The following is a 19,303-nucleotide window of genomic DNA, read 5'->3' on the forward strand; positions in this document are numbered from 1 at the left end:
CGCGTGACCCGCGTTCCATTGGCTTCGCGGGAAATCGCCGGTGTCCTCAACCTGCGCGGCCGGATCGTCACCGTCATCGACATGCGCGCCCGCCTTGGCTTGCCGAAAAACGATGATGGCAAGCCGCCGATGGCGGTTGGCATCGACCTGCGCGGCGAATCCTATGGCCTGCTTATCGACGAGATCGGCGAAGTGTTGAGGTTACCCGACGACAGCCATGAGGAAAACCCGGTCAATCTCGATCCCCGCATCGCGAAACTCGCCGGCGGCATGCACCGCCTCGATGGCCAATTGATGGTTGTCCTGGATATCGATCATGTCCTGGAAATGACGGCCAGTATCAAGGTTGCTTAGCCGAGAGGGGATGGCGTGAAAACCTGCCTCATCGTCGACGACTCTAACGTTATCCGCAAGGTCGCTCGTCGGGTCCTCAAGGGGCTCGGTTTTGAGATCGTCGAAGCTGAACATGGTGGTCACGCGCTGGAAGTCTGTAGCCGCAGCCTTCCTGATGCAATCCTGCTCGACTGGAACATGCCGGTGATGGACGGCTACGAATTTCTCGGCAATCTCCGCCGCATGCCAGGCGGCGACCAGCCCATAGTGATCTTCTGCACCACAGAGAACGACGTTGGGCACATTGCCCGCGCTCTGTACGCCGGCGCTAACGAATACATCGTTAAGCCATTCGACAAGGAAATCATCGCGACGAAATTCGCAGAAGTCGGTTTGATCGACTTTTCGCAGCTGCCACCAGCTTAAGCGAGCCACTTGCTCCTGCCCAGAAGAGGCCACCAGTGACGCCGTCTGACTTTGAATATCTGCGTAAATTGCTTCGGGATCAATCTGGTCTCGATCTGTCCGCCGATAAACAATACCTCATCGAGAGCCGCCTAGTTCCATTGGCCAAAAACTCCAGTCTGGCTGGAATCAGCGAGCTAGTCCAGAAGATGAAAGGCGGTTCGAGCCTCCTGGTTACCCAAGTGGTCGAGGCGATGACGACAAACGAGACCTTTTTCTTCCGCGATAAGGTGCCGTTCGATCATTTTCCGGATGTGATCATCCCGGACATCTTACGCGCGCGTTCCAGCCGCAAGAGCATCCGGATTTGGTGCGCTGCCGGCTCGACCGGCCAAGAGCCGTATTCGTTGGCGATGTGCCTCAGGGAAATGGGCACGGCACTGGTCGGATGGCGCATCGAGATCGTCGCGACCGATTTATCAAAGGAAGTGCTGGAGAAATCCAAGGCTGGTATCTACAGCCAGTTCGAGGTACAGCGCGGCCTGCCCATCCAATTGCTTGTCAAGTATTTCAAGCAACAGGGCGAGCTATGGCAGATCAATGACGACATTCGGGCCATGGTCCAGCACCGGCAGCTCAATCTTTTGCACGACTTCTCGCAGCTTGGCACCTTCGACGTGGTCTTCTGCCGCAACGTCCTGATCTATTTCGATCAGGAGACCAAGACCAATATCTTCGGTCGCCTGGCGAAGGCCACTGCGGCGGATGGGTATTTAGTACTGGGGGCAGCGGAATCTGTTGTCGGATTGACCGATTCGTTCCAGCCGTGCCTTGATCGACGTGGGCTCTATCGCCCAACAGCATCTGCGTCGTCTAAAAGGATCGCGATCTCTGGTGCGTTCGTCCCGAGCACTGCAGCGTTGGCGAGGCCGTGACGGGCATGCCGACCCGATTGTTGATCATTTGCAGCCCGGACAAAAAAGGAATTAGCACTATCGGCGGCCGGTCTTCTTCGATCTGTCATAAGCGAAATGTGAGAATCGGTCCCTCTGTCATTCGTCATGGGACGGAAATCGTCTTCTCTACCGATTTCCGATTGCCGCCCCGCGTTCCGAGAACAGCGCTTTTGGAATTGACGCGTGGACGCCCAGGTTGCCGTCGGCTACTTGGGTTACCCCGAAATCGGAAGCCAGCGACATCACGCTCAGGGCCTCGTCCTCGGCAAGGTCAAAGGCATCCATCAGGAAACGCCGGGTCTGGCGAAACGCGTTGCGCAGAGCGAGATCGATCGTCGAGCGCTTATAGACCTCGGACTGCGCGTACTTGCCCAATTCTCGCAGATAGTTCTGATAGCTGAACGCCTGAACAATCCAGTGCGTCTCGGTCTCGATGAGGGGAGCGTGAAGCCCGCGGAGAAATGTCGGCATACCCGATCCTGCTTTGTGCAGGCGAATGCAAATATCGCCTGTCAGGGAGCACTCCAGGCCGGTGCCATTGACCTCTCCGTCACCCTGGGCAAAGTGACCATCTCCCAAGGATAGCAGCGCGCCGCTGACTGCAACCGGGAGATAAACGCGCGCGCCCCGGCCGGCCCGCCAGTTGTCGAGATTACCGCCGAATTGACTAGGCGGGATTGAATCGACGGGGTCTTGCTCGCGTGGCGCAACGGCCATGAAGCCGAAGGAGGGACGAGCAGGAATGCGAACACCACGAAGCACGTCGCGGACAGGGCGGACCGTCTTCGCATCGACAACAATTCCGGGATAATCAATTGTCTCGTGCCTGACGCCGAAAGGATCGGTCTGAGGAGTCCATTCATAGCTGTACAGCGGACGGGCATGTGATGGTTGCGCGAGGTCGATTTCGTAAATCGTAATTGTCTCATGCTTGCCAACGCGGTCGAGCAAGTCCTGATACTGGTAGCCCCACCAGGCCGAAACATTGCTGGCAAACGCTTTGCCGGCATAAGCAGGATTTTTGCAAGGTCTCGGACGAACATCGAGAATTTCGACTTCCAGGAAATCGCCCGGCTCCGCGCCGGCTACGAAGATAGGACCTGTGCAGATGTGCACGCCAAACCCCTCTCCAGCACCGCGGCCGAAGACGGTCGCCTCTAGAGGACCGGCGCCCCGACGGTTGATGGCCTTGAAATCTTGAGTCCAGGCGAAGACGCTTTCGGCTCCTGGATCGCCTTGGATCATGCGCTCTGCGTCGTCTCCGGCGTGCTGCGTGAGGGTTTCGACCGTTACACGTGCGCCTGGTGAGATGTACAGAACCGGAGGGATAGCTTCGCTCAAATAGCCCCAGTGAACTGTTTCGGCGTTTGCGGGAAGGTAAGCATGCTCGACCGCCTCGATATCGCAAGGGCGAACCTGCCGCTCCGCCGTTTCGGTAGCCTCTCCTTGTGCTTTGCTTTCCACCCTCGAAAGCCGCTTGGGCAAAGTACCTCGGTGTATTTGATGAGAAAACGGGTTCTTGAATTGATGCCGGACCGCTTTGGGCGTCGTCCCGAAAGCTCGATTGAAGCTTCGGCTGAAATGGGCCTGATCCGGGAAACCCCAGCGCCGGGCGATTTCTGCAATACTTTCGTCTGCGTGATTCGAATCGATCAAGTCTGCCCGGCTACGTTCGAGCCGCGAGTGTCGGACATAGTCTGAGAAGCTTTGATTGCGACGTTCGAACAGACGCTGAATGTAGCGGGTCGACAATCTCTCCTGCTTGGCTATGTCTGCCACGCAAAGGGTCGGGTCGGATAATCTGCTCTCGATTGCGGCTGCGATCCGTCTGAAATGGGCGGCCTGGACCCCTGTCATCGGACCAGAGCCCGCCTTGGAGACAGACAGCATAGCGCTGACAATGAGGTCGAGAAGAGCACCTTCACCGACGGTTAGTTGGACCTGATCGATCTCATCGATCCGCATCGCGAACGATTGAAACATCGCGCGCAATGCGTCGACGATTGGGGTATCGCCGAGCAGAAAGGGACATTCGAGACGGCTGCGTCCGAGCCGGGCCTCGATCCGCGAACGCGGAATGCTGAACAAGATTACATCGACATCCGATTCCCACTCGATTCGCCAGTTAGGATCTAGGGTCAGCACGAGCATCTCCGTGCTGCTGATCGCGCGGTCCCCCTCCCGATCGATCAGATGACCACCGCCACCGACGACCGACAACGCGATGAACCGGTTTTCGATCGTTCCGATCTCCGCAGCGAGACTTTCCAGGCGGCCCGAGACGTGAGCTAGCTGGGTACCCGACAATGACGAGCATAAGGCTATCGCCCCGTCGGCGTCGCCAGCGCGATCGACGATTGCCCGCAGACCGAGGCTGGCTAGCTCATTTTGCCAGATGCGGGGTCGCATGGCGGACGGAACGGAATCGATCTTGACGCGAATGGACATGGCTTCTCTCAATCGCTGGTAGGTGCTGGCGGCGCTCCGATCGAAGCCAGCCCGCGCGACGAGTATGTTTCAGGCCGCAGAACTTTCAACATGCGATCGCAGCGAACTTGTCTCGCCGCGCACAATCTCTTGCCACATCGAGTTGCCGCAGAAAAAATTGAGGCAGAGCAATTCATTGAAAAATATGTATTTTCTTTCAGTTGCGCAGTGCCCGATCCAGCCTCTCCTACAAAAATTTGGACACTTCCCGCAATTGTGCCCGGCAACGCCTGACCTGAAGCTTCAGACCTTCGTCTATCAAGCATCAGGAGGATGTTTTCGATGTGCGTCGGTGATGATGTCAACTGCCCGCATTTCAAACTGCACTATGCCAAGTTCAAGGAGGGACTGAACCAAGAGCGCCGCAATCTTCTCCGCTCGAGCGTGTTCGCTGGCGGCGGTGTCGCCGCACTCGGTGCAATGGGCGGGCTGTCGATCGTGACACCTGCGTTGGCGGAAGCTTCGGCGGCCCGGCAGCCATCGCAACGATCCTATCACTATTTGCCGGCCAATGCGGAAACGGTTCATTGGGGATACTTCAGCAAGACGTTGAAACCCCGGGTCGAGATCGACAGCGGTGACATCGTTACCATCGAGACGTTGACCCATCATGCCGGAGATGACACCGAACGCATGATCAAAGGCGACCCGGGAGCCGAAAGCGTCTACCTATGGACCAAGGACAAGAAGGGCGTTGATCGCCGTGGAGCCGGACCGACCGATCCAAAGGTCTACAAGAAGGGTTCTGGCGAGGGTCAGGGCGTCCACATCTGCACTGGACCGGTCTTCGTTCGTGACGCCGAGCCCGGCGACATTCTGGAGGTGAGAATCCTCGACTGCGTGCCGCGTCCCAGCGCGAACCCTCAGTTCAAGGGCAAGGCTTTCGGATCGAACGCGGCGGCCAACTGGGGTTTCCAATACAAGGATCTTCTCGGGGGCGCGAAACGCGAAGTAGTCACCATCTACGAAGTGGACGCTTCGGGCGCGAGAAGCTGGGCCAAGGCCGTCTACAATTTCCAGTGGGTCCCGCAAACCGATCCATTTGGGGTGACACATGCCACGATCGACTATCCGGGTGTTCCCGTCGACCACACGAAGACCAAGCGCAACTACGAAGTCCTCAAGGGCGTGCGCCTGCCAATCAGGCCGCATTTCGGAACGTTGGGCTTGGCGCCAGCGGAGGCCGACTTCGTCGACACTATTCCGCCAAGCTATACCGGCGGCAATATCGACAATTGGAGGATCGGCAAAGGCTCCATCATGTACTATCCCGTTTCGGTCCCGGGCGCGCTCATGTCGGTTGGCGATCCCCACGCGTCGCAAGGCGATAGCGAGCTATGTGGTACAGCGATCGAGTGCTCGATGACCGGCACCTTCCAGCTCATTCTGCACAAGAAGGCGGATCTTGCCGGCACCCCACTGGAGCAGCTTGGTTATCCGCTGCTTGAGACGCAGACCGAATGGCTCGTCCACGGATTCTCCTTCGCCAACTATCTGAAGGAGCTTGGGCCCGACGCGCAGAAGACCATCTACAGCAAATCGTCCGTTGACCTAGCGTTACGCGATGCGTTCCGAAAAATGCGACACTTCCTGATGACGACGAAAGGGTTGACCGAGGACGAAGCCATTTCGCTGATGTCGATAGGTGTCGATTTCGGCATTACGCAGGTCGTAGATGGCAACTGGGGCGTTCATGCGCTCATCCGAAAGGAAATATTCTCGGCTGGTGCCTAACCGTATGGTGCGAAGCTCGGGGTGGGCTAATTCCGCCTACCCCGATTGCCGCGAGCTTCACTGCTTGGCGCGCAACTCCCAAGGCTCTTGGGTGAATAGACCGCATTCTCGAAGAAAACTTGCGCTTCGGATTGTGTGAAGAAGCGACCGGCACGGCAAATCTGAAGTTGCCATCAAGACCGCCACAAGTTCGTCAGGGAAACTTCAAGTTCGAAGCCGCTACACAAAATTCATTAATTTCTCGACTTCATCGGTCCGACGTTCGCATCGGATATGCCAAGTAGCTTGCTCTGATTGTCGTGGTCTTTGCCGTGCAAGCACGCCTTCGGGTTTCTTGCCCCTCCGATGACCATGATTGCGACGCTGCCCATCAGAATGTGGTCGGAAGGCCCGCATCCCTTGCGGGACGCGTGATTTCACTTTGTTACCCGTCGCAGGTCGTGAAGCAAGGGCTTGAGACACGGCCGACTCGAGCGATCTCCTCCATTTCAGGGCGCCGATCGTCTGTCGCCCTCGGAACTCCCAGAGAAATCCAGCTATGATGTCTCAGGATGTTGCGCGCTGCGCACGACCGATCGGCACAAGTTCCTCCGCGTGAGGACGATGAGCGCCAAGATTAGCGGTTAACCACGCATAGGCGGGACCGATGGCGTTCATGAGAATGGTAGCGCCCAGCGCGGACAACAGGTTGCCAGGCGTGGGTCCGAAGCCTCCGAAGAAGGTGGCGAAGAATGAGGCAAATCCGAAGAACATGCCGGGCACGAAGCCAAGCGCCGGTATCCGGCCAAGCGACATCATGCCGGCGTTGAGACAGAACAGGATGATGCACTGTGCCAGAACAAAAGCGCTTCCGCTGAGATGCTGCGAGGCCAGATTGAAGCCGGCAACGATCAGGCACGCCACGATGGCGCCGATCGGCATCGTCACCCAGATCTTCTTAAGGGTGTCGGGTTTTGGGCCGCCCGCGGCAAAGGTGCCGGCCCAGGAGATGAAGATTGCCCATGGCGGAAGATGGGCGGGCGCGAAAAGCGTCGTCACGGCAAGTAGCGAGGCAACAATTTCGGCAGGCGGCTTTCTCATGGCGTTTCCTCTACTGTTGATGTTGTCGGTCCGGTCTTGTGCCGGCTCTTCGGTTCGGTCAGGCGCGATCAGCGTGGGCCGTCTCGTGGGCGTGACCACAACTGCGGCAGATCCTGCTTTCATATTTTGTGATGACGGTGATCCGGCCGCGCTTGAACACCCATGAGCGCGGGGGCAGATCGAGCAGGCAATCAGCCACGGCGTATGTGTCGAGGATCATCAGATCGGCCTGCTTACCGACTGCGAGGCCGTACTCCCCGGCGATGCCGACGGCGCGAGCGGCGTTGCTCGTGCTCATCTTGATGATGTCGGCCTGGTGGTCGGGCGTGCCGAACTGGATCAGATGAGCGAGAAGGTTGCCGATCTGCAGCGGATCAGCCTTGCCAAAGGGCGTGAAGGCATTGCGGATATTGTTCGAGGAGTAAGCGACGTTGACCCCGGCGGCATGCAGCGCCCGTACCGGCGTCAGTCCACGTCGCGGATTTACTTCGTCGCGCCGTCCGCCAAGATAGGTGTCGGTAGCCGGCAGCGTGACGATGTGGATGTCTGCCTCGCGCAGAAGGTCGGCGATGGGTTTCAGCTGGTCCGATTTCAGAGACCCAAGGCTCGTGACGTGGCCGAGCGCGACGCGGCCATGGTAGCCGGTATCGATGGTCTTTCGAGCGATATATTCGGTGGTCGCGAAACGGCGATCAGCGGTATCGTCGGCAAAGTCGACATGCATGTCGATATCGAGGCCGCGCTTCTGCGCCAGATCGAAGACCTTGTCGATGTGGCTGCACGTATCGTCCCAGTTGAGTTCGTTGTACGGACAGCCGCCGACGACATCGGCGCCGAGATCGAGCGCGCTCTCCATCAACTGCTGTACCCCCTCGGTCTTCAACCAGCCCTCCTGCGGGAAGGCGACGACTTGCAAGTCCAGGAGATCGCGATATTCGTCCTTGAGCTGCATGGCGGTTTCGACCCCGATGAGGCCCTGGATGGGATCGACGTCGGGATGCGCACGCACTAGCGTGGTGCCGTTCCTGACGGCCATGTCGAGAACCTGGCGGGAGCGATCGAGAACATCCTCCCGCTCCTGTCTTGATTTCAGGATGCCGGTCACGCGAATGGCTTCCTCGAGCGTGCCGAGCCGCGCCGGCATCCGGCGATGCAGGAAAGCCTTCTCGAGGTGCAGATGCGGCTCGATGAAGCCGGGAAGGGCGACGCGCCCTTCGGCGTCGATCTCCTGATCGGCCGTCTTCTCGATCTTCTCCTCAATGGCGGCGATCCGGCCATCCGCGATGGCGATGTCCGCAAGTGGCGCGTCGTCACTGATCCGTACCCGGCGGATGATCAGGTCCATTTTGCGATCCCTCCCTCTTCTGTTCCCTTTTCCGTTCAGAACCCTAAAGCGACGCCTTCTCCCCTGACATCCGCTCCGCCTTCAAAGAACGGTGACCATGGCCCCCTCAAGCGAATGGCCTGTGCGGTCCCCATGCGCGTGTGCGGCCAGCCGACCCGCTCGACGGGATGTCCGTGGCGCCGCAGTCCGTCAAAGACAGCGTCCGGCGCATTGCCTTCCAGCAGAAGCTGGTTGGATGCGTCTCCCCATGAACGGCCGTAAAGCAGGCGCGGAGCATCGAGCGCCGACTGCACGTCCAGTCCGAAGTCGACGATGCGGGTGACCAGCGCCGTCTGGGCCTGCGGCTGCACCTCCCCGCCCTGGCTGCCGTAAACGAGATAAGGCCGGCCATCCTTGCAGAGCATGGCGGACATCAGCGTGGAAGCCGACTGCTTGCCCGGCTTCAGGAAGTTTGGATGCCGCGGATCGAGCGAGAAGAAGCTGCCGCGGTTCTGCAGCAGCACCCCCGACGCCGGATCGACCACGCAGGCACCGAAGTCGAAATACAGGCTCTGCACCATGCCGACCGCGTTGCCCTCGTCGTCGGCCACGCAGATGAAGGTGGTGTCGCTCCCGGACGGCGGGCTCACCGTTTCGCGTTGCAGTTCCTTCAACCACACCGCGCGTTCGGACGAGGCAAGCCGCGGATCCAGCAGATCGGCAAGGGGAATCGAATGGAACAAGGGATCGGCGAGATGGCGGTCGCGCTTTTCGAACGCCCATTTGGTTGCCTGGATCAGCGCGCTGTAGAAATCTGGCGACGCGGGCCCGAGCTTACGAAGGTCGAGCCCCTCGAGAAAATTGAGGATCAGGAGTCCGGCTAGTCCCTGCGAGGGCGGCGGCAACTGGAAGGCGTCGAAGCCGCGATAGCGCGTCGTGATCGGATCGACCCAGCGCGCGGAGTAGCCGGCAAAATCCTCCGCTGTCAGCGCGCCGCCAACATGGTCGAGATAGGCCGCGATGCTGCGGCCTGCCGTATCGTAGAACGAGCGCAGACCGCGCGAAGCCAACCGCTCGAGCGTCCCGGCGAGCGCAGTCTGAGTGAGGCGGGTCCCCGGCAAATAGGGCCGCCCCCCGTCAAGGAACACCTGCGCCGCGCCGGGATCGGATGCGAGGTCGTGACGGTCGTCATGAATCCACGCCGCGAGGTCATTGCTGACCGGCGAGCCCTTGCGCGCATACTCGATGGCCGGCTCGAGCAATTCTGCCAGTGCCAGCCGGCCAAAACGTTCGTGCGCAAGGCGCCAACTGTCCACAGCCCCGGGGACAGTGATGGCGGCGCGGGGACCGCGATGCGGAATGCAGTTTTCAGGCGCGTAGGAACTGGCGTCGATGTTGCGGCCGCAGGGGCCGCTGCCGTTCAACGCATGCACCTTGCGCGAGCGGGCGTCATAGATCAGCCAGAAGGCGTCGCCGCCCACTCCGACCATGTGGGGCAAGACCACGCCGAGCGTTGCCGCGGCGCAGATTGCCGCGTCGACGGCGCTTCCACCGCGCTTGAGGACGTCGAGGGCCGCGCCGGACCCCAGATAATGGGCGGTCGCGACCATACCGCGTTCCGATCGACACACCGCCCGCGAAGGTCTCATCAAATGCTCCCACCGATAGACCAGCTTTTCGAAGCCTAAGAGAGTTTGAATCGGTGGGAAATCGGCGTTGTCCTAGCGCGATCTAGGAAAATTCCTAGATCGCTGGGACAGCTGATGGATAGCTAGGATCGCTGATCCAGCTGGTGACGCAACGCGTAGCGCACCAGATCGGTGGTGGTTTCGGCCTTCATCTTGTGCAAGAGATTGGTCTTGTGCGTGCTGGCGGTCTTGATGCTCAAGCCGAGTTCGCGCGCAATATCCGACATTTTGCGGCCAAGGACGAGGCGATCGAACACCTCGCGTTCGCGCGGCGTCAGCCGCGTGTGCGGCAGGGGCTCGCTCGGCGCGCGGGCCTGACGGATCAGGCTTTGAGATGCTGCCGTGCTGACGAACATCTCGCCTTTGATGACCTTGCGAATCGCGAGGATCAACTGCTCCAGGGCGCTGTTCTTGGTGACATAGCCGGCAGCGCCGGCCTTCAGCGCCTCGACGATATATTGGTCCTCCTCGTGCATGCTGAGCACGATCACGCGCCACTTGTCGTTCGAAGCGACCTCGCGCAGCAGCGACATTCCGCTGCGCCCGGGCATAGTGAGATCCAGCAATATGACCTCGCAAGACAGCGAATGCAGTTGCGCCAGAACCTCATCCCCGTTGGTTGCTTCGCCGACGATTCTGAAATCGGCCTCCTCCGCGAGCATCTGCTTGAGCCCTTCCCGGAAGATCGTATGGTCGTCTGCGACAAATAATCTGATCATGGCGCAGCGGCTGTCGCAACTTTGTCGGTCAACAACGGCAGCCGCACCGAAATGCAGGTGCCGCGTCCCGGCGCGCTATCGATCTCCATTGATCCGCCAAGCATATGCGCCCGCTCGCTCATGCCGACGAGCCCGAGCTGCTCCCGTCTCGACCCCGCGACATCCATGCCGCGGCCGTTGTCGCTGATGTCAAGCTCGAGTTCGTTGCCGGAATGGCGCGCCACGATGCGCGCCGATGCCGCACCACTGTGCCGGGCGATGTTGGTCAGGGCTTCTTGCACGATGCGAAATGCGGCGGTGCTGACGTCTTTCGAATAGACGACGTCCGCTAGTTCGAAGGAAAGCTCAATCGAGAGCGAGCTCCGCTCGGAAAAATTCTGCGCCAGCCATTGAATGGCCGACGCCAGGCCCAACTCATCGAGGATCATCGGGCGCAGGTCGGAAGCAATGCGCTGCAAGTCGGTCACCGAATGGTCCACGATCTGCACGAGGCGGTCGAGACGGGCTCGCAACATCCCCGGTTCAACCGGGAGCCGATCCTTGAGCCAGCCGAGCTCCATCTTCAACGCGGTCAGCGTTTGGCCGAGTTCGTCATGAAGCTCGCGGGAAATGCGCGCCCGCTCCGCCTCGCGAACCGACTGAAGATAATTCGACAACTCCCGCAGTTGAGTGCGGGACTTGATCAACTCGCTCTCGGCCAATTTCCGCTCAGTAATGTCGCGGGAAATGCCGACTGTTCCGATGATGCGGCCGGCCTTGTCACGGATCGGCGATTTGATCGTCTCGAACCAGCGGGCTATCCCGAAGGGATCGGGCCGCGTCTCTTCGTAGCGACGCCGGCGGCCACTCTTGAGCACCGCTCGATCCGTTCGCAGATAAACCTCGGCGATCTCCGCCGGCCAGATCTCGTCGGGCCGCTTGCCGAGCACCGCGTGCTCCGGAATTCCCAAGATCTCGAGATAGGCCGTGTTGACCGCAAGATAGCGGCAGTCGCGATCCTTCAGCCACGCCATGTCCGGAATGTTGTCGAGCAACGCCCGCTGCTGCAGTTTGGTATCTTGCCTCATTACTATGCTTAACGCCGTCACGGCACTCTTGAAAGGACTATAGCTTGCGCCGATTCAATGACATCGTCCACAATGCACCGCAGCAAATGCCGGGTCTCGACAGCAACAGTCAATCGACGAGGATAGCTGGCCGATGGCAATACCGCTTCTGAGCCAGAACCAATTCCGCAACGCATTTGATGCTGTTGTGGACAGCTTCTCTACAGGCACGAGAGTGCTCGTAAGTCGACGTTGCTTTGCAGCACAAGAGTCTGGAAAGACCTTAAACGAAGCTCGGCTCGGCTTTTCGAATCAGTCTGATGATTTAGGTCGAGCGAGGGTCACTGATTGCTGCTGAATAGTCCTTCCGCCGCTCGGCCGAACCGAACGCCCGTGCCACGATCGCGCGGATCTATGATGCGTTGACTGCCGAAGGAGCCCCATGATGCCAACGGCAAAGCGGCCGTGGAGACTTCTACCGACATGCTATTGTCAATGCTGCATAGCAGGCGCGTAAGCTGTGACAAGTTCGTCCTCAGTCTCTGAAAAACACCGGCCGGTCGCGCGAGTCATGGGCATCCGCGGACGCGGCGATATCGGCGGGCCACTTGTCAGTATCAATTGGTTGCTTGATCAGTTCGTTCCGCAAGGAGGCCGACGCCGCGATGTGGCCGCCGAGAAGAAGTGCCTCCATCAAAAAGTCAGCTACACCACGCACGGGGCACCATCGATGCACCAAGCTTGGCGTCCCACGAGTAAATGACCGTCGTGTTCTGAATGGCATCTTTTGAGTTTTGCGATCCGGGGAAGCCTGGCGGAATCTGTCGGAGGCGTTTGGCCCATATACCACCTGCTACGACCGATTCGTTCGATGGCGGCGTGCGGGTGTTTGGGGCCGCATTATAGACGCGCTTGCCGCCGCCCATGATACCGCTGTCCAAATGATCGTACTTCCATCCTTCGTGTTCATCTGTTTCTCACCGGCGCGAACACGCAGCTTCAGCCGAGCGACAACAAGCCGCTGAGCGCGATGCAGACGGGAATCAGGTCGGGGATGACGAGGCGGGTGAAGCGATCGAGCGTCGGGCGCATCGCGGCGAGACCTGCCGGCGCCTGCCCAATGGAAGGCAGCATCGCGGCTGCCTCTTGCTCGGCCACGCGGACCGTACTGGCCCGCGCCGTCCGCATGGCATCGAGCGCGTAGAGCGGGCCGAGCCAGCGGGCAAGCGCGTTTACAACGCCGGGCCACGGCGCGAGCGCGAGGTAGAGGCTCGGAATCACACCGCCGCCGGCACCGTCATGACTTGCTGCCAGCGCCCGGATCGTGGCGACGAGGTCGTCTGGCAGCGCCTCGATGTGGGGCAGCGGCGGCAGAAGCTGCGCCGCTGGCGCAACCGGACCGGGAGCAAATTGCGCTGCTGGTCGGTCCGGCGCGTCGAGCCGCAGGCGCAGCGCAGTGAGTGCGATAATGTTCGTCACGTTGCCGCGCACGTAGGCCGTCATCATGGTGCGCAGTGCGCATAGCCCCGTTTCATCGAGACCGGCTGCGGCCCAGGCCGTCGGCGCGAGCGGGGCAATTGCGGGCACGGCAACCGCCGCCGTGACGCGCGCTCGGGCCGCTGCCATTTTGTCGGATCCAACCAGCGGTCGCACCGCGGTCCACGCCCAATCGAGCACACCCGGCAGAGCGGCGAAGTGCCGCCAGATCAAGTTGACCATAGGCACGCCAGAGACGGCGCGAATGTCGGCATAGATCGCCGCAATCTCGGGCGGCGCATCCTCCGGACGGACTTCTGCGAGCATGCCGCGCTGCTCCCTTTGCTGTCTCAGGCTGGTGAAGTCAACAACGCCGGGAGTTCGGCAAGGCTCTTCACCTCATGATTCGGCGCGCCCGGCAGGCGCTCGCGTCGCTGACTGTAGCGGTTGCACCACACCACCCGCATCCCATAGGCGGAGGCCGCATAGGCGTCCCAGGCGTTCGAGGACTGGAAAGAAACCTGATCCGCGCGCACCCCCAGCTGTTCCAGGGCATAGTCGTAAACGCGCGGATGGGTCTTGAAGACCTGGACCGCGTCGGCCGACAGCACGGCGTCGAGCATGTGCCGCAGACCGGCGCTGCCCACCGCTGCGTCCAGCATCGCCGGCGAGCCGTTGGACAGGATCGCGGTGACGAAACCCGCCTCCTTCAGCCGCCGCAGCGTATCCGGAACGTCAGGGAAGGCTGACAGCGTCAGATAGAGGTCCATCAGACGGTCGCGCAGGGCGGGCGTCGCGATGCCGAGACTGTCGAGCGTGAAGTCGAGTGCTTCGCCCGTGACCTGCCAGAAGTCGGCGTAGCGGCCCTGCAGCGTTCGCAGCCAAGTGTATTGCAGCTGCTTGTCGCGCCAGACGCTGGTCAGCGCGGCCCGCTTGTCCTCGGGAATCTCCGCGCATCGCGCCGCGGCGGAAGCGAAATCGAAGATTGTCCCGTAGGCGTCGAAGACGCAGGCGCGGATGCCGGCGAGCTGGCTCATTTCAACGTGCCCCGGATCGGATAGGCCTTCTCGATGATGAAGCCGAGCCCGCGCACAATGCGATCGAGGTCGGGGCGCAGGAAGGGCGCGTTGGCGATGTCCACGAGATGTAGCACGCCCTGGGGATTGACGACGAACAGCGCCGGCTCGGGGAAGCGATGGTCGGTCTCCTGCGCCGAGCGCGGCTCGGACACGTAGAGGCCGAGCCGGTGCATCGTCGCCTCGTCCAGGCCGTAGAGCAACGGGAAGTTCACCTTCGCCGCCTCGGCGGTGATGCGGGTCTGCGCTTCGCTGTCGGCGGAGACGGCGGCCACGGAGACGCCGAGTGCCGCCAGCGCCTCGCGCCGCTGTTCGATTTCCGAAAGGTAGGACTTGCAGATCGGACAATGCTGCCCCCGGATGACGAATAGCGCCTGCCACCCGCCGGAAGCGCCGAAGGTAAAGTCGCCGCCATCGAGTTGCTTGAAGGTGATTGGGTTTAAGGGCTGGCCGGGATGAAGTTTGCTCGTCATGTTCATTGTGGAGTTTTCCTGAGACGTTGAGGGATGTGGCTCGGCGTTTGCCATCCGCTTCGCCGAACGGGCGAGTCCGTTGTAGGCGTCGAGCATCCGCTCGACCCAGCCGGACACCGGATCGTCGGATGCTATCAGAGTGGCGGGACTGATGACGCGCGCCCATTGGAAAGCCCCGAAGACGGCATGATCCGCATAGGCCGGCGCGGCGCCCGCGACGTAGAGCTGATTGGTGAGTGTGCTGCGCAGCGGCGCGAGTGTGCGGTTCAGCGCTCTCAGCGCCTCATCACGCTCGGCGGCGATCGCCTCGAACGTCCGCCCGAACGCGGCTTCGCGCGTGGTGCGGAAATATTCCTTGTCCTTCTCGTGCAGGGCAGCGGGAATCTCGGGCACGACCACCCGCGCGACCGCCGGATGCAGGGCTTCGCTCGCCCACTGGCTGACGAAGCGTGCCGCCGCGCGACCCTGCGGGCAGCCGAACAGGGAGGGCTGGTCGGGATAGGTGTCTTCGAGATACTCGGCGATATCCCAACTTTCGTAGAGCCATTGATCGCCAGCCACGAGAACGGGCACCTTCCCCTGGCCGGACTTGGCGATGGCGTCCTTTTCCGTGAAGCGCCAGGCGACCGTCTCGACCGGCAGGCCCTTGTGCGCCAACGCGAGCCGGGTGCGCCAGCAATTCGGGCTGAAGCGGATGGCATCATCGGCGCCGGCCAGCTCAAACAGACGAAGATCGGCGGTCATGCTTTCGTCCCCGGTCGCCTGCGCTGATATTCACCGGAATCACGCGATACGGCACGCCCGTTTCCTCGAGGAAGATCGTCATCTTGTGGCCGTTGGGCGTCGTCCAGTCGTGGAGGTCGATCATCGGGGGATCTTTTCTTCCTGGTTTGCGGCCGCCGGGGAAGGCTGGCGATCGCGTGGTCGGCCAGCGCTCGCAGCCGCTGGGGCTTGGGGTCGAGGCGCACCATCACGCGGATGGCGAAAGCGGCGCCGAGCAGCGCCGTGGCGTTCGCAGGAACGTCTGTCTTCGGATCGAGTGCGCCTATGTCGACGGCCCGCTCCAGCCGCCCGGCAAAAAACCGCTCCACCTCGCCGAGGCGTGCGCGCACGAGTTCGCGCGCCTCATTCGATGTCGCCGCGCCGTCGAGCGCCGTGTTAACCAGCAGGCAGCCGCGATGATGCGGATCGGCCAGCGACATTGCGATCAACTCGTCGAGGAAGTCACGGATCGCGCCGAGCGGATCGGCGGCGGCGGAGAGGCGGGCGAAACGCTCCACCAGCCCGTCGTCCGCGTAGCGCCGCAGCGCCTCGACGAACAGGCCGTCCTTGTCGGTGAAGCGGTGATAGAGCGCCGCCGAACTCAGGCCCGTCGCCCGCGTCAGGTCGCGCAGCGACGTTCCGGCGTAGCCGTTCTGCCAGAACACGCCGATGGCGCGTTCGAGAACGATGTCGTCAGAAAGGCTGCGGGCTCGCGGCATCTACCTTGATCGAGGATGCTTGATATGGCATAAATAATAGAACGATCCATCTAAATCAAGCCTCGTCGGCGCCCCCTCTAAGAATTCGATCATGCGCCAGCCGCACCTCGTCTATTTCGCCGATCCCATGTGCTCCTGGTGCTGGGGCTTCGCGCCGGTGATCCAGGCCATCGAGGAGCGCTTCGGCCCCGCGCTGCCGATCCGCCTGGTCATGGGCGGGCTGCGCCCTTGGGCCGAGCAGGCGATGACCGCGCACGATCGCGCCGACGTCCGCCACCACTGGCAACACGTCCACACGGCCTCGGGTCAGCCGTTCGACTTCGCCTTCTTCGACCGCGACCGCTTCGTCTACGACACCGAGCCGCCGAGCCGGGCCGTCGTGGTGCTGCGGCGCCGCGGCATGGACACCGGTCTCGCCGCCCTGCGCCGCATCCACCGCGCCTTCTATGCCGAAAACCGCGACGTAACCGACACTGCCACCCTGACGGCCCTTGCCGCGGAGTTTGGTGTGGACGAAGCCGCCTTCTGCAGCGAGTTCGGCAGCGAAGCGGCCGTCGAAGAAACGCGCGGCGATTTCGTGATCGCGCAGTCCGCTGGGATCCGGGGATTTCCGACCCTGATCGCGGGCAAAGGTGACGACGATCAGTATGCGCTCGTCACGCACGGATTCCAGCCCGGCGCCCGTATCCTCCCGGCGCTCGAACAATGGCTCGGCAAGGCCGCGGCGATACCCTCCGCCGAGACCGGGCAAGCCTGCGCCTGAGGATCGCGAGGTATCGGCGGACGATGGGAACACACGTATGAACATCGGGTATCGGGCTGGAACTTTTGTCTTCAGGTGTAACGACCAGCGCTGTAGCGCGAACCGCCCCGGTCAACAAACATCTCAATGGCAACCGCAAGCAATGTCTTCTCTGAAAAAGGATTATGTCGGATGGATCCAGCACCAAAAGTAACCACAATCGACATTGTGTTCGAAGCTGAAGGTCGCAACACCGCAAAATTTCGCAACGATATCGCAGTTCACCTCCGTGGCGCGGCGCCCGTAAGTGTTGATCTCCCCAGCGACGAGGGTCCCTTTCACGGCGGCGACGGTACAGCCCCCTATCCACTGGCTTACTTCACCAGCGGCCTGACGGCCTGCATCATGACACAACTGCGTGCCTTTTCGCGCAGGCTGCGCATCGAACTAACAACGATTGAGGTTAGCGCGCGAGCGCATTGGCGCGCGACCCACACCGGCAATGCTCCTTATGAGAGTACGCCGGTCGGATTTCTGCTCGACATTGACCTCGGTGGAGGCGCATCCGAGTCCGACAAGCGCCGATTGGTCGCGGCCGCGATCAAGGGCTGCTTCATCGAGGCATCGCTCAAGCCTGGGTTGGTTCGCCATCGGCTCAAGCTCGGCGGGAACTGGGTCGACGTGTAATTGTCCACCAGTGTCACCCGTCCTTAGATTTGAACCTCCGAGAATAGCGCATGTCCGACAGGGAGCTCGAACAGATCGCATCTATGCCGCGTGCCTTTCTGGACGGTTTGGGTGTAGGACTTTCGTTGGTAGACGCGCGCACCGGTCGGTTCCTTTTTGTCAATCAGGAATGCTGTCGCATTCTCGGCTTTGCTGAGGCGCAACTGACCGACGGGAAGATCACGTTCCGCGACCTCACCCATCCTGAGGACCGAAAGCGTAACGACGCGGAGCAGCATCGCCTTCTAACTGGAGAAGTCTCATCCTTCAGGATCGACAAGCGCTACCAGAGCGCCGAAGGCAATATCGTATGGGCTGACGTTACCGTGCGTGGAATCAGGGATAGCAAAGGCGCACTGCGTTGGTGCTCTGCGGCTATCGTCGATATTACGGAATCAAAGCTCGTAGAGAGGCAGCTAATTGCCGCGCGGGATGTTGGCGGACTTTCGACCTGGAATTTCTCTGTCAAGACGAACTCAAGCGATATATCGGGCGGTTATAATGCGCTGATCGGTGCATCTGCGGTCGGTCCAGCGCCGTCGCTCGAAACTCTGCTCGCGCGCGTTCATCCCGATGACAGGGAAGCAGTGGCCTCTGTTGTTCGGAAGGCGATCACGTCAGGAACCGGCTACGTGCAGGAATATCGGATCGTCGACGAAAGTGGCCGCGTACGCTGGTTGCGTGGATTGGCGACCTGCATTTACGACGTCGCTGGAAACGTAACAAACCTGATCGGCGCCACCGTTGACATCACCAGCAGGAAGGATAGCTGTCTGCAGGCTGTGCCCAGTAAAATGCGGAACGTTCTCAGATATATCGAAGAGAACTGGAGCAAGCCGCTAAACGTCGAGGAAATTGCAACTCGTAACGGAGTAAGCAACCGGAGCCTCTACCGGTTTTTCAAAGCCAGAGGCAGCACCGTCTCGGACCATATTAGACGGCTCAGACTGCAGCACGCTCGCCGTATGCTGATCGAGGCCAAGCCTGGTGTAACGGTTACGGGCATTTCACTTAAATGCGGTTTTGCGAATCACGGACATTTTTCCAAGCACTACTATGCTGAATTCGGCGAACTGCCATCTGATACCCTCCGGGGAGGCAAGTAGAGGCAATACTCTCATTTCGAGAGTTGATCTTGAGTTCTGCCGTCGCTGTGCCCTGGTGAAACGGTTCAAAGCCCGGACAACGGAGTCGACGCTAGCCATCTGCGAGTCGGCCGAAGGCCGTCAATGTGTTTTGTGTCCGGTCACGCTGTCGAGCACCAATCGTTCCTGATGCTGCATCGTAGAATCTATTCGTGTGCCAACTGTGCGGTTCGATTCCCTGCGCGGCCAGCGTACCGAATTTGTCCTGACCCCTCCCAAAGGAGCCTCGCAATTTCCTGAGCTTGAGGCTCTCGCCCAAAGGGCGCAGTTCCAAGCCCGATCGAGCGTGCGCCGAGCCGATCTTGGTGCGGATTTAGGACCTGCAGTTGAATATAAACTATCGCCATTGTTGTCTGTCACCTCGCCGACGGACCGAGCCTGCGGCTCGCCGCCAGCCCAAGCCTCGCGCCCC

The 19,303-nt window shown here is 60.8% G+C and carries 16 protein-coding genes and 3 pseudogenes; 8 read left to right on the forward strand and 11 right to left on the reverse strand.

What is annotated here, in order from left to right:
• The 3 genes from NEZ08_RS08290 to NEZ08_RS08300 all read left to right on the forward strand — a co-directional run.
• Positions 1-354 (forward strand): chemotaxis protein CheW (locus NEZ08_RS08290; protein WP_298106127.1); only part of this gene is annotated, 354 nt, incomplete at its 5' end.
• Positions 355-369: 15 nt separating this feature from the next.
• Positions 370-759, forward strand: coding sequence for a PleD family two-component system response regulator (locus NEZ08_RS08295; RefSeq protein WP_298106128.1), 390 nt, complete (start codon positions 370-372; stop codon positions 757-759).
• Between the two features lie 35 nt (positions 760-794).
• Positions 795-1,673 (forward strand): protein-glutamate O-methyltransferase CheR, encoded by an 879-nt coding sequence (locus NEZ08_RS08300; protein WP_298106129.1) that lies wholly within the window; start codon positions 795-797, stop codon positions 1,671-1,673.
• 147 nt (positions 1,674-1,820) lie between these two features.
• Here the strand turns inward: NEZ08_RS08300 and NEZ08_RS08305 are convergent, their stop codons facing one another.
• The gene (locus NEZ08_RS08305; protein ID WP_298106130.1) at positions 1,821-4,142 is read right to left on the reverse strand and encodes an acetamidase/formamidase family protein; all 2,322 of its coding nucleotides are present in this window, start codon (positions 4,140-4,142) and stop codon (positions 1,821-1,823) included.
• Between the two features lie 321 nt (positions 4,143-4,463).
• Between NEZ08_RS08305 and NEZ08_RS08310 the strand changes: the two genes are divergently transcribed.
• A complete protein-coding gene (locus NEZ08_RS08310) occupies positions 4,464-5,915 on the forward strand; it encodes an acetamidase/formamidase family protein (protein WP_298106131.1) in 1,452 nt (483 codons plus the stop codon).
• A gap of 546 nt (positions 5,916-6,461) precedes the next feature.
• Here NEZ08_RS08310 and NEZ08_RS08315 read toward each other — a convergent pair.
• The 5 genes from NEZ08_RS08315 to NEZ08_RS08335 all read right to left on the reverse strand — a co-directional run bounded on the left by NEZ08_RS08315 (position 6,462) and on the right by NEZ08_RS08335 (position 11,793).
• The gene (locus NEZ08_RS08315; protein WP_298106132.1) at positions 6,462-6,995 is read right to left on the reverse strand and encodes a DUF1097 domain-containing protein; all 534 of its coding nucleotides are present in this window, start codon (positions 6,993-6,995) and stop codon (positions 6,462-6,464) included.
• Positions 6,996-7,053: 58 nt separating this feature from the next.
• Positions 7,054-8,340: an amidohydrolase family protein gene (locus tag NEZ08_RS08320; protein WP_298106133.1), complete on the reverse strand. Its 1,287-nt coding sequence runs from the start codon at positions 8,338-8,340 to the stop codon at positions 7,054-7,056.
• A gap of 35 nt (positions 8,341-8,375) precedes the next feature.
• A complete protein-coding gene (gene ggt / locus NEZ08_RS08325; protein WP_298106134.1) occupies positions 8,376-9,929 on the reverse strand; it encodes a gamma-glutamyltransferase in 1,554 nt (517 codons plus the stop codon).
• Between the two features lie 161 nt (positions 9,930-10,090).
• Complete coding sequence (locus NEZ08_RS08330) at positions 10,091-10,726, reverse strand: response regulator transcription factor (protein WP_298106135.1); 636 nt, start codon at positions 10,724-10,726, stop codon at positions 10,091-10,093.
• Complete coding sequence (locus NEZ08_RS08335; protein ID WP_298106136.1) at positions 10,723-11,793, reverse strand: PAS domain-containing protein; 1,071 nt, start codon at positions 11,791-11,793, stop codon at positions 10,723-10,725. The genes NEZ08_RS08330 and NEZ08_RS08335 overlap by 4 nt, the downstream gene beginning before the upstream one ends.
• Before the next feature lie 722 nt (positions 11,794-12,515).
• Between NEZ08_RS08335 and NEZ08_RS08340 the strand changes: the two are divergent.
• Positions 12,516-12,719 (forward strand): annotated as a pseudogene (locus NEZ08_RS08340) (transposase); the annotation flags it as partial.
• Between the two features lie 52 nt (positions 12,720-12,771).
• Here NEZ08_RS08340 and NEZ08_RS08345 read toward each other — a convergent pair.
• From NEZ08_RS08345 to NEZ08_RS08370, 5 genes and pseudogenes are all read right to left on the reverse strand, one after another.
• Positions 12,772-13,575, reverse strand: a complete 804-nt coding sequence (locus NEZ08_RS08345) for a hypothetical protein (RefSeq protein ID WP_298106137.1) — start codon at positions 13,573-13,575, stop codon at positions 12,772-12,774.
• Between the two features lie 23 nt (positions 13,576-13,598).
• Positions 13,599-14,285: a haloacid dehalogenase type II gene (locus NEZ08_RS08350; protein WP_298106138.1), complete on the reverse strand. Its 687-nt coding sequence runs from the start codon at positions 14,283-14,285 to the stop codon at positions 13,599-13,601.
• The gene (locus tag NEZ08_RS25755) at positions 14,282-15,541 is read right to left on the reverse strand and encodes a redoxin domain-containing protein (RefSeq protein WP_367278391.1); all 1,260 of its coding nucleotides are present in this window, start codon (positions 15,539-15,541) and stop codon (positions 14,282-14,284) included. The genes NEZ08_RS08350 and NEZ08_RS25755 overlap by 4 nt, the downstream gene beginning before the upstream one ends.
• A 10-nt stretch (positions 15,542-15,551) precedes the next feature.
• A pseudogene (locus NEZ08_RS08365) lies at positions 15,552-15,665 on the reverse strand (thiol:disulfide oxidoreductase); the annotation flags it as partial.
• A 454-nt stretch (positions 15,666-16,119) separates the two neighbouring features.
• A pseudogene (locus NEZ08_RS08370) lies at positions 16,120-16,278 on the reverse strand (helix-turn-helix domain-containing protein); the annotation flags it as partial.
• Positions 16,279-16,369: 91 nt separating this feature from the next.
• Here NEZ08_RS08370 and NEZ08_RS08375 point away from each other — a divergent pair.
• From NEZ08_RS08375 to NEZ08_RS08385, 3 genes are all read left to right on the forward strand, one after another.
• Positions 16,370-17,041 carry a DsbA family protein gene (locus NEZ08_RS08375; protein WP_298106139.1) on the forward strand — a complete coding sequence of 224 codons (672 nt, stop codon included), beginning with the start codon at positions 16,370-16,372 and terminating at the stop codon, positions 17,039-17,041.
• 126 nt (positions 17,042-17,167) lie between these two features.
• Positions 17,168-17,707, forward strand: coding sequence for an OsmC family protein (locus tag NEZ08_RS08380; RefSeq protein WP_298106140.1), 540 nt, complete (start codon positions 17,168-17,170; stop codon positions 17,705-17,707).
• Between the two features lie 50 nt (positions 17,708-17,757).
• Positions 17,758-18,852 carry a PAS domain-containing protein gene (locus NEZ08_RS08385; RefSeq protein WP_298106141.1) on the forward strand — a complete coding sequence of 365 codons (1,095 nt, stop codon included), beginning with the start codon at positions 17,758-17,760 and terminating at the stop codon, positions 18,850-18,852.
• Positions 18,853-19,303 lie beyond the last annotated feature (451 nt).

The organism is Bradyrhizobium sp. (genome assembly GCF_027451485.1).
GTDB lineage: Bacteria > Pseudomonadota > Alphaproteobacteria > Rhizobiales > Xanthobacteraceae > Bradyrhizobium.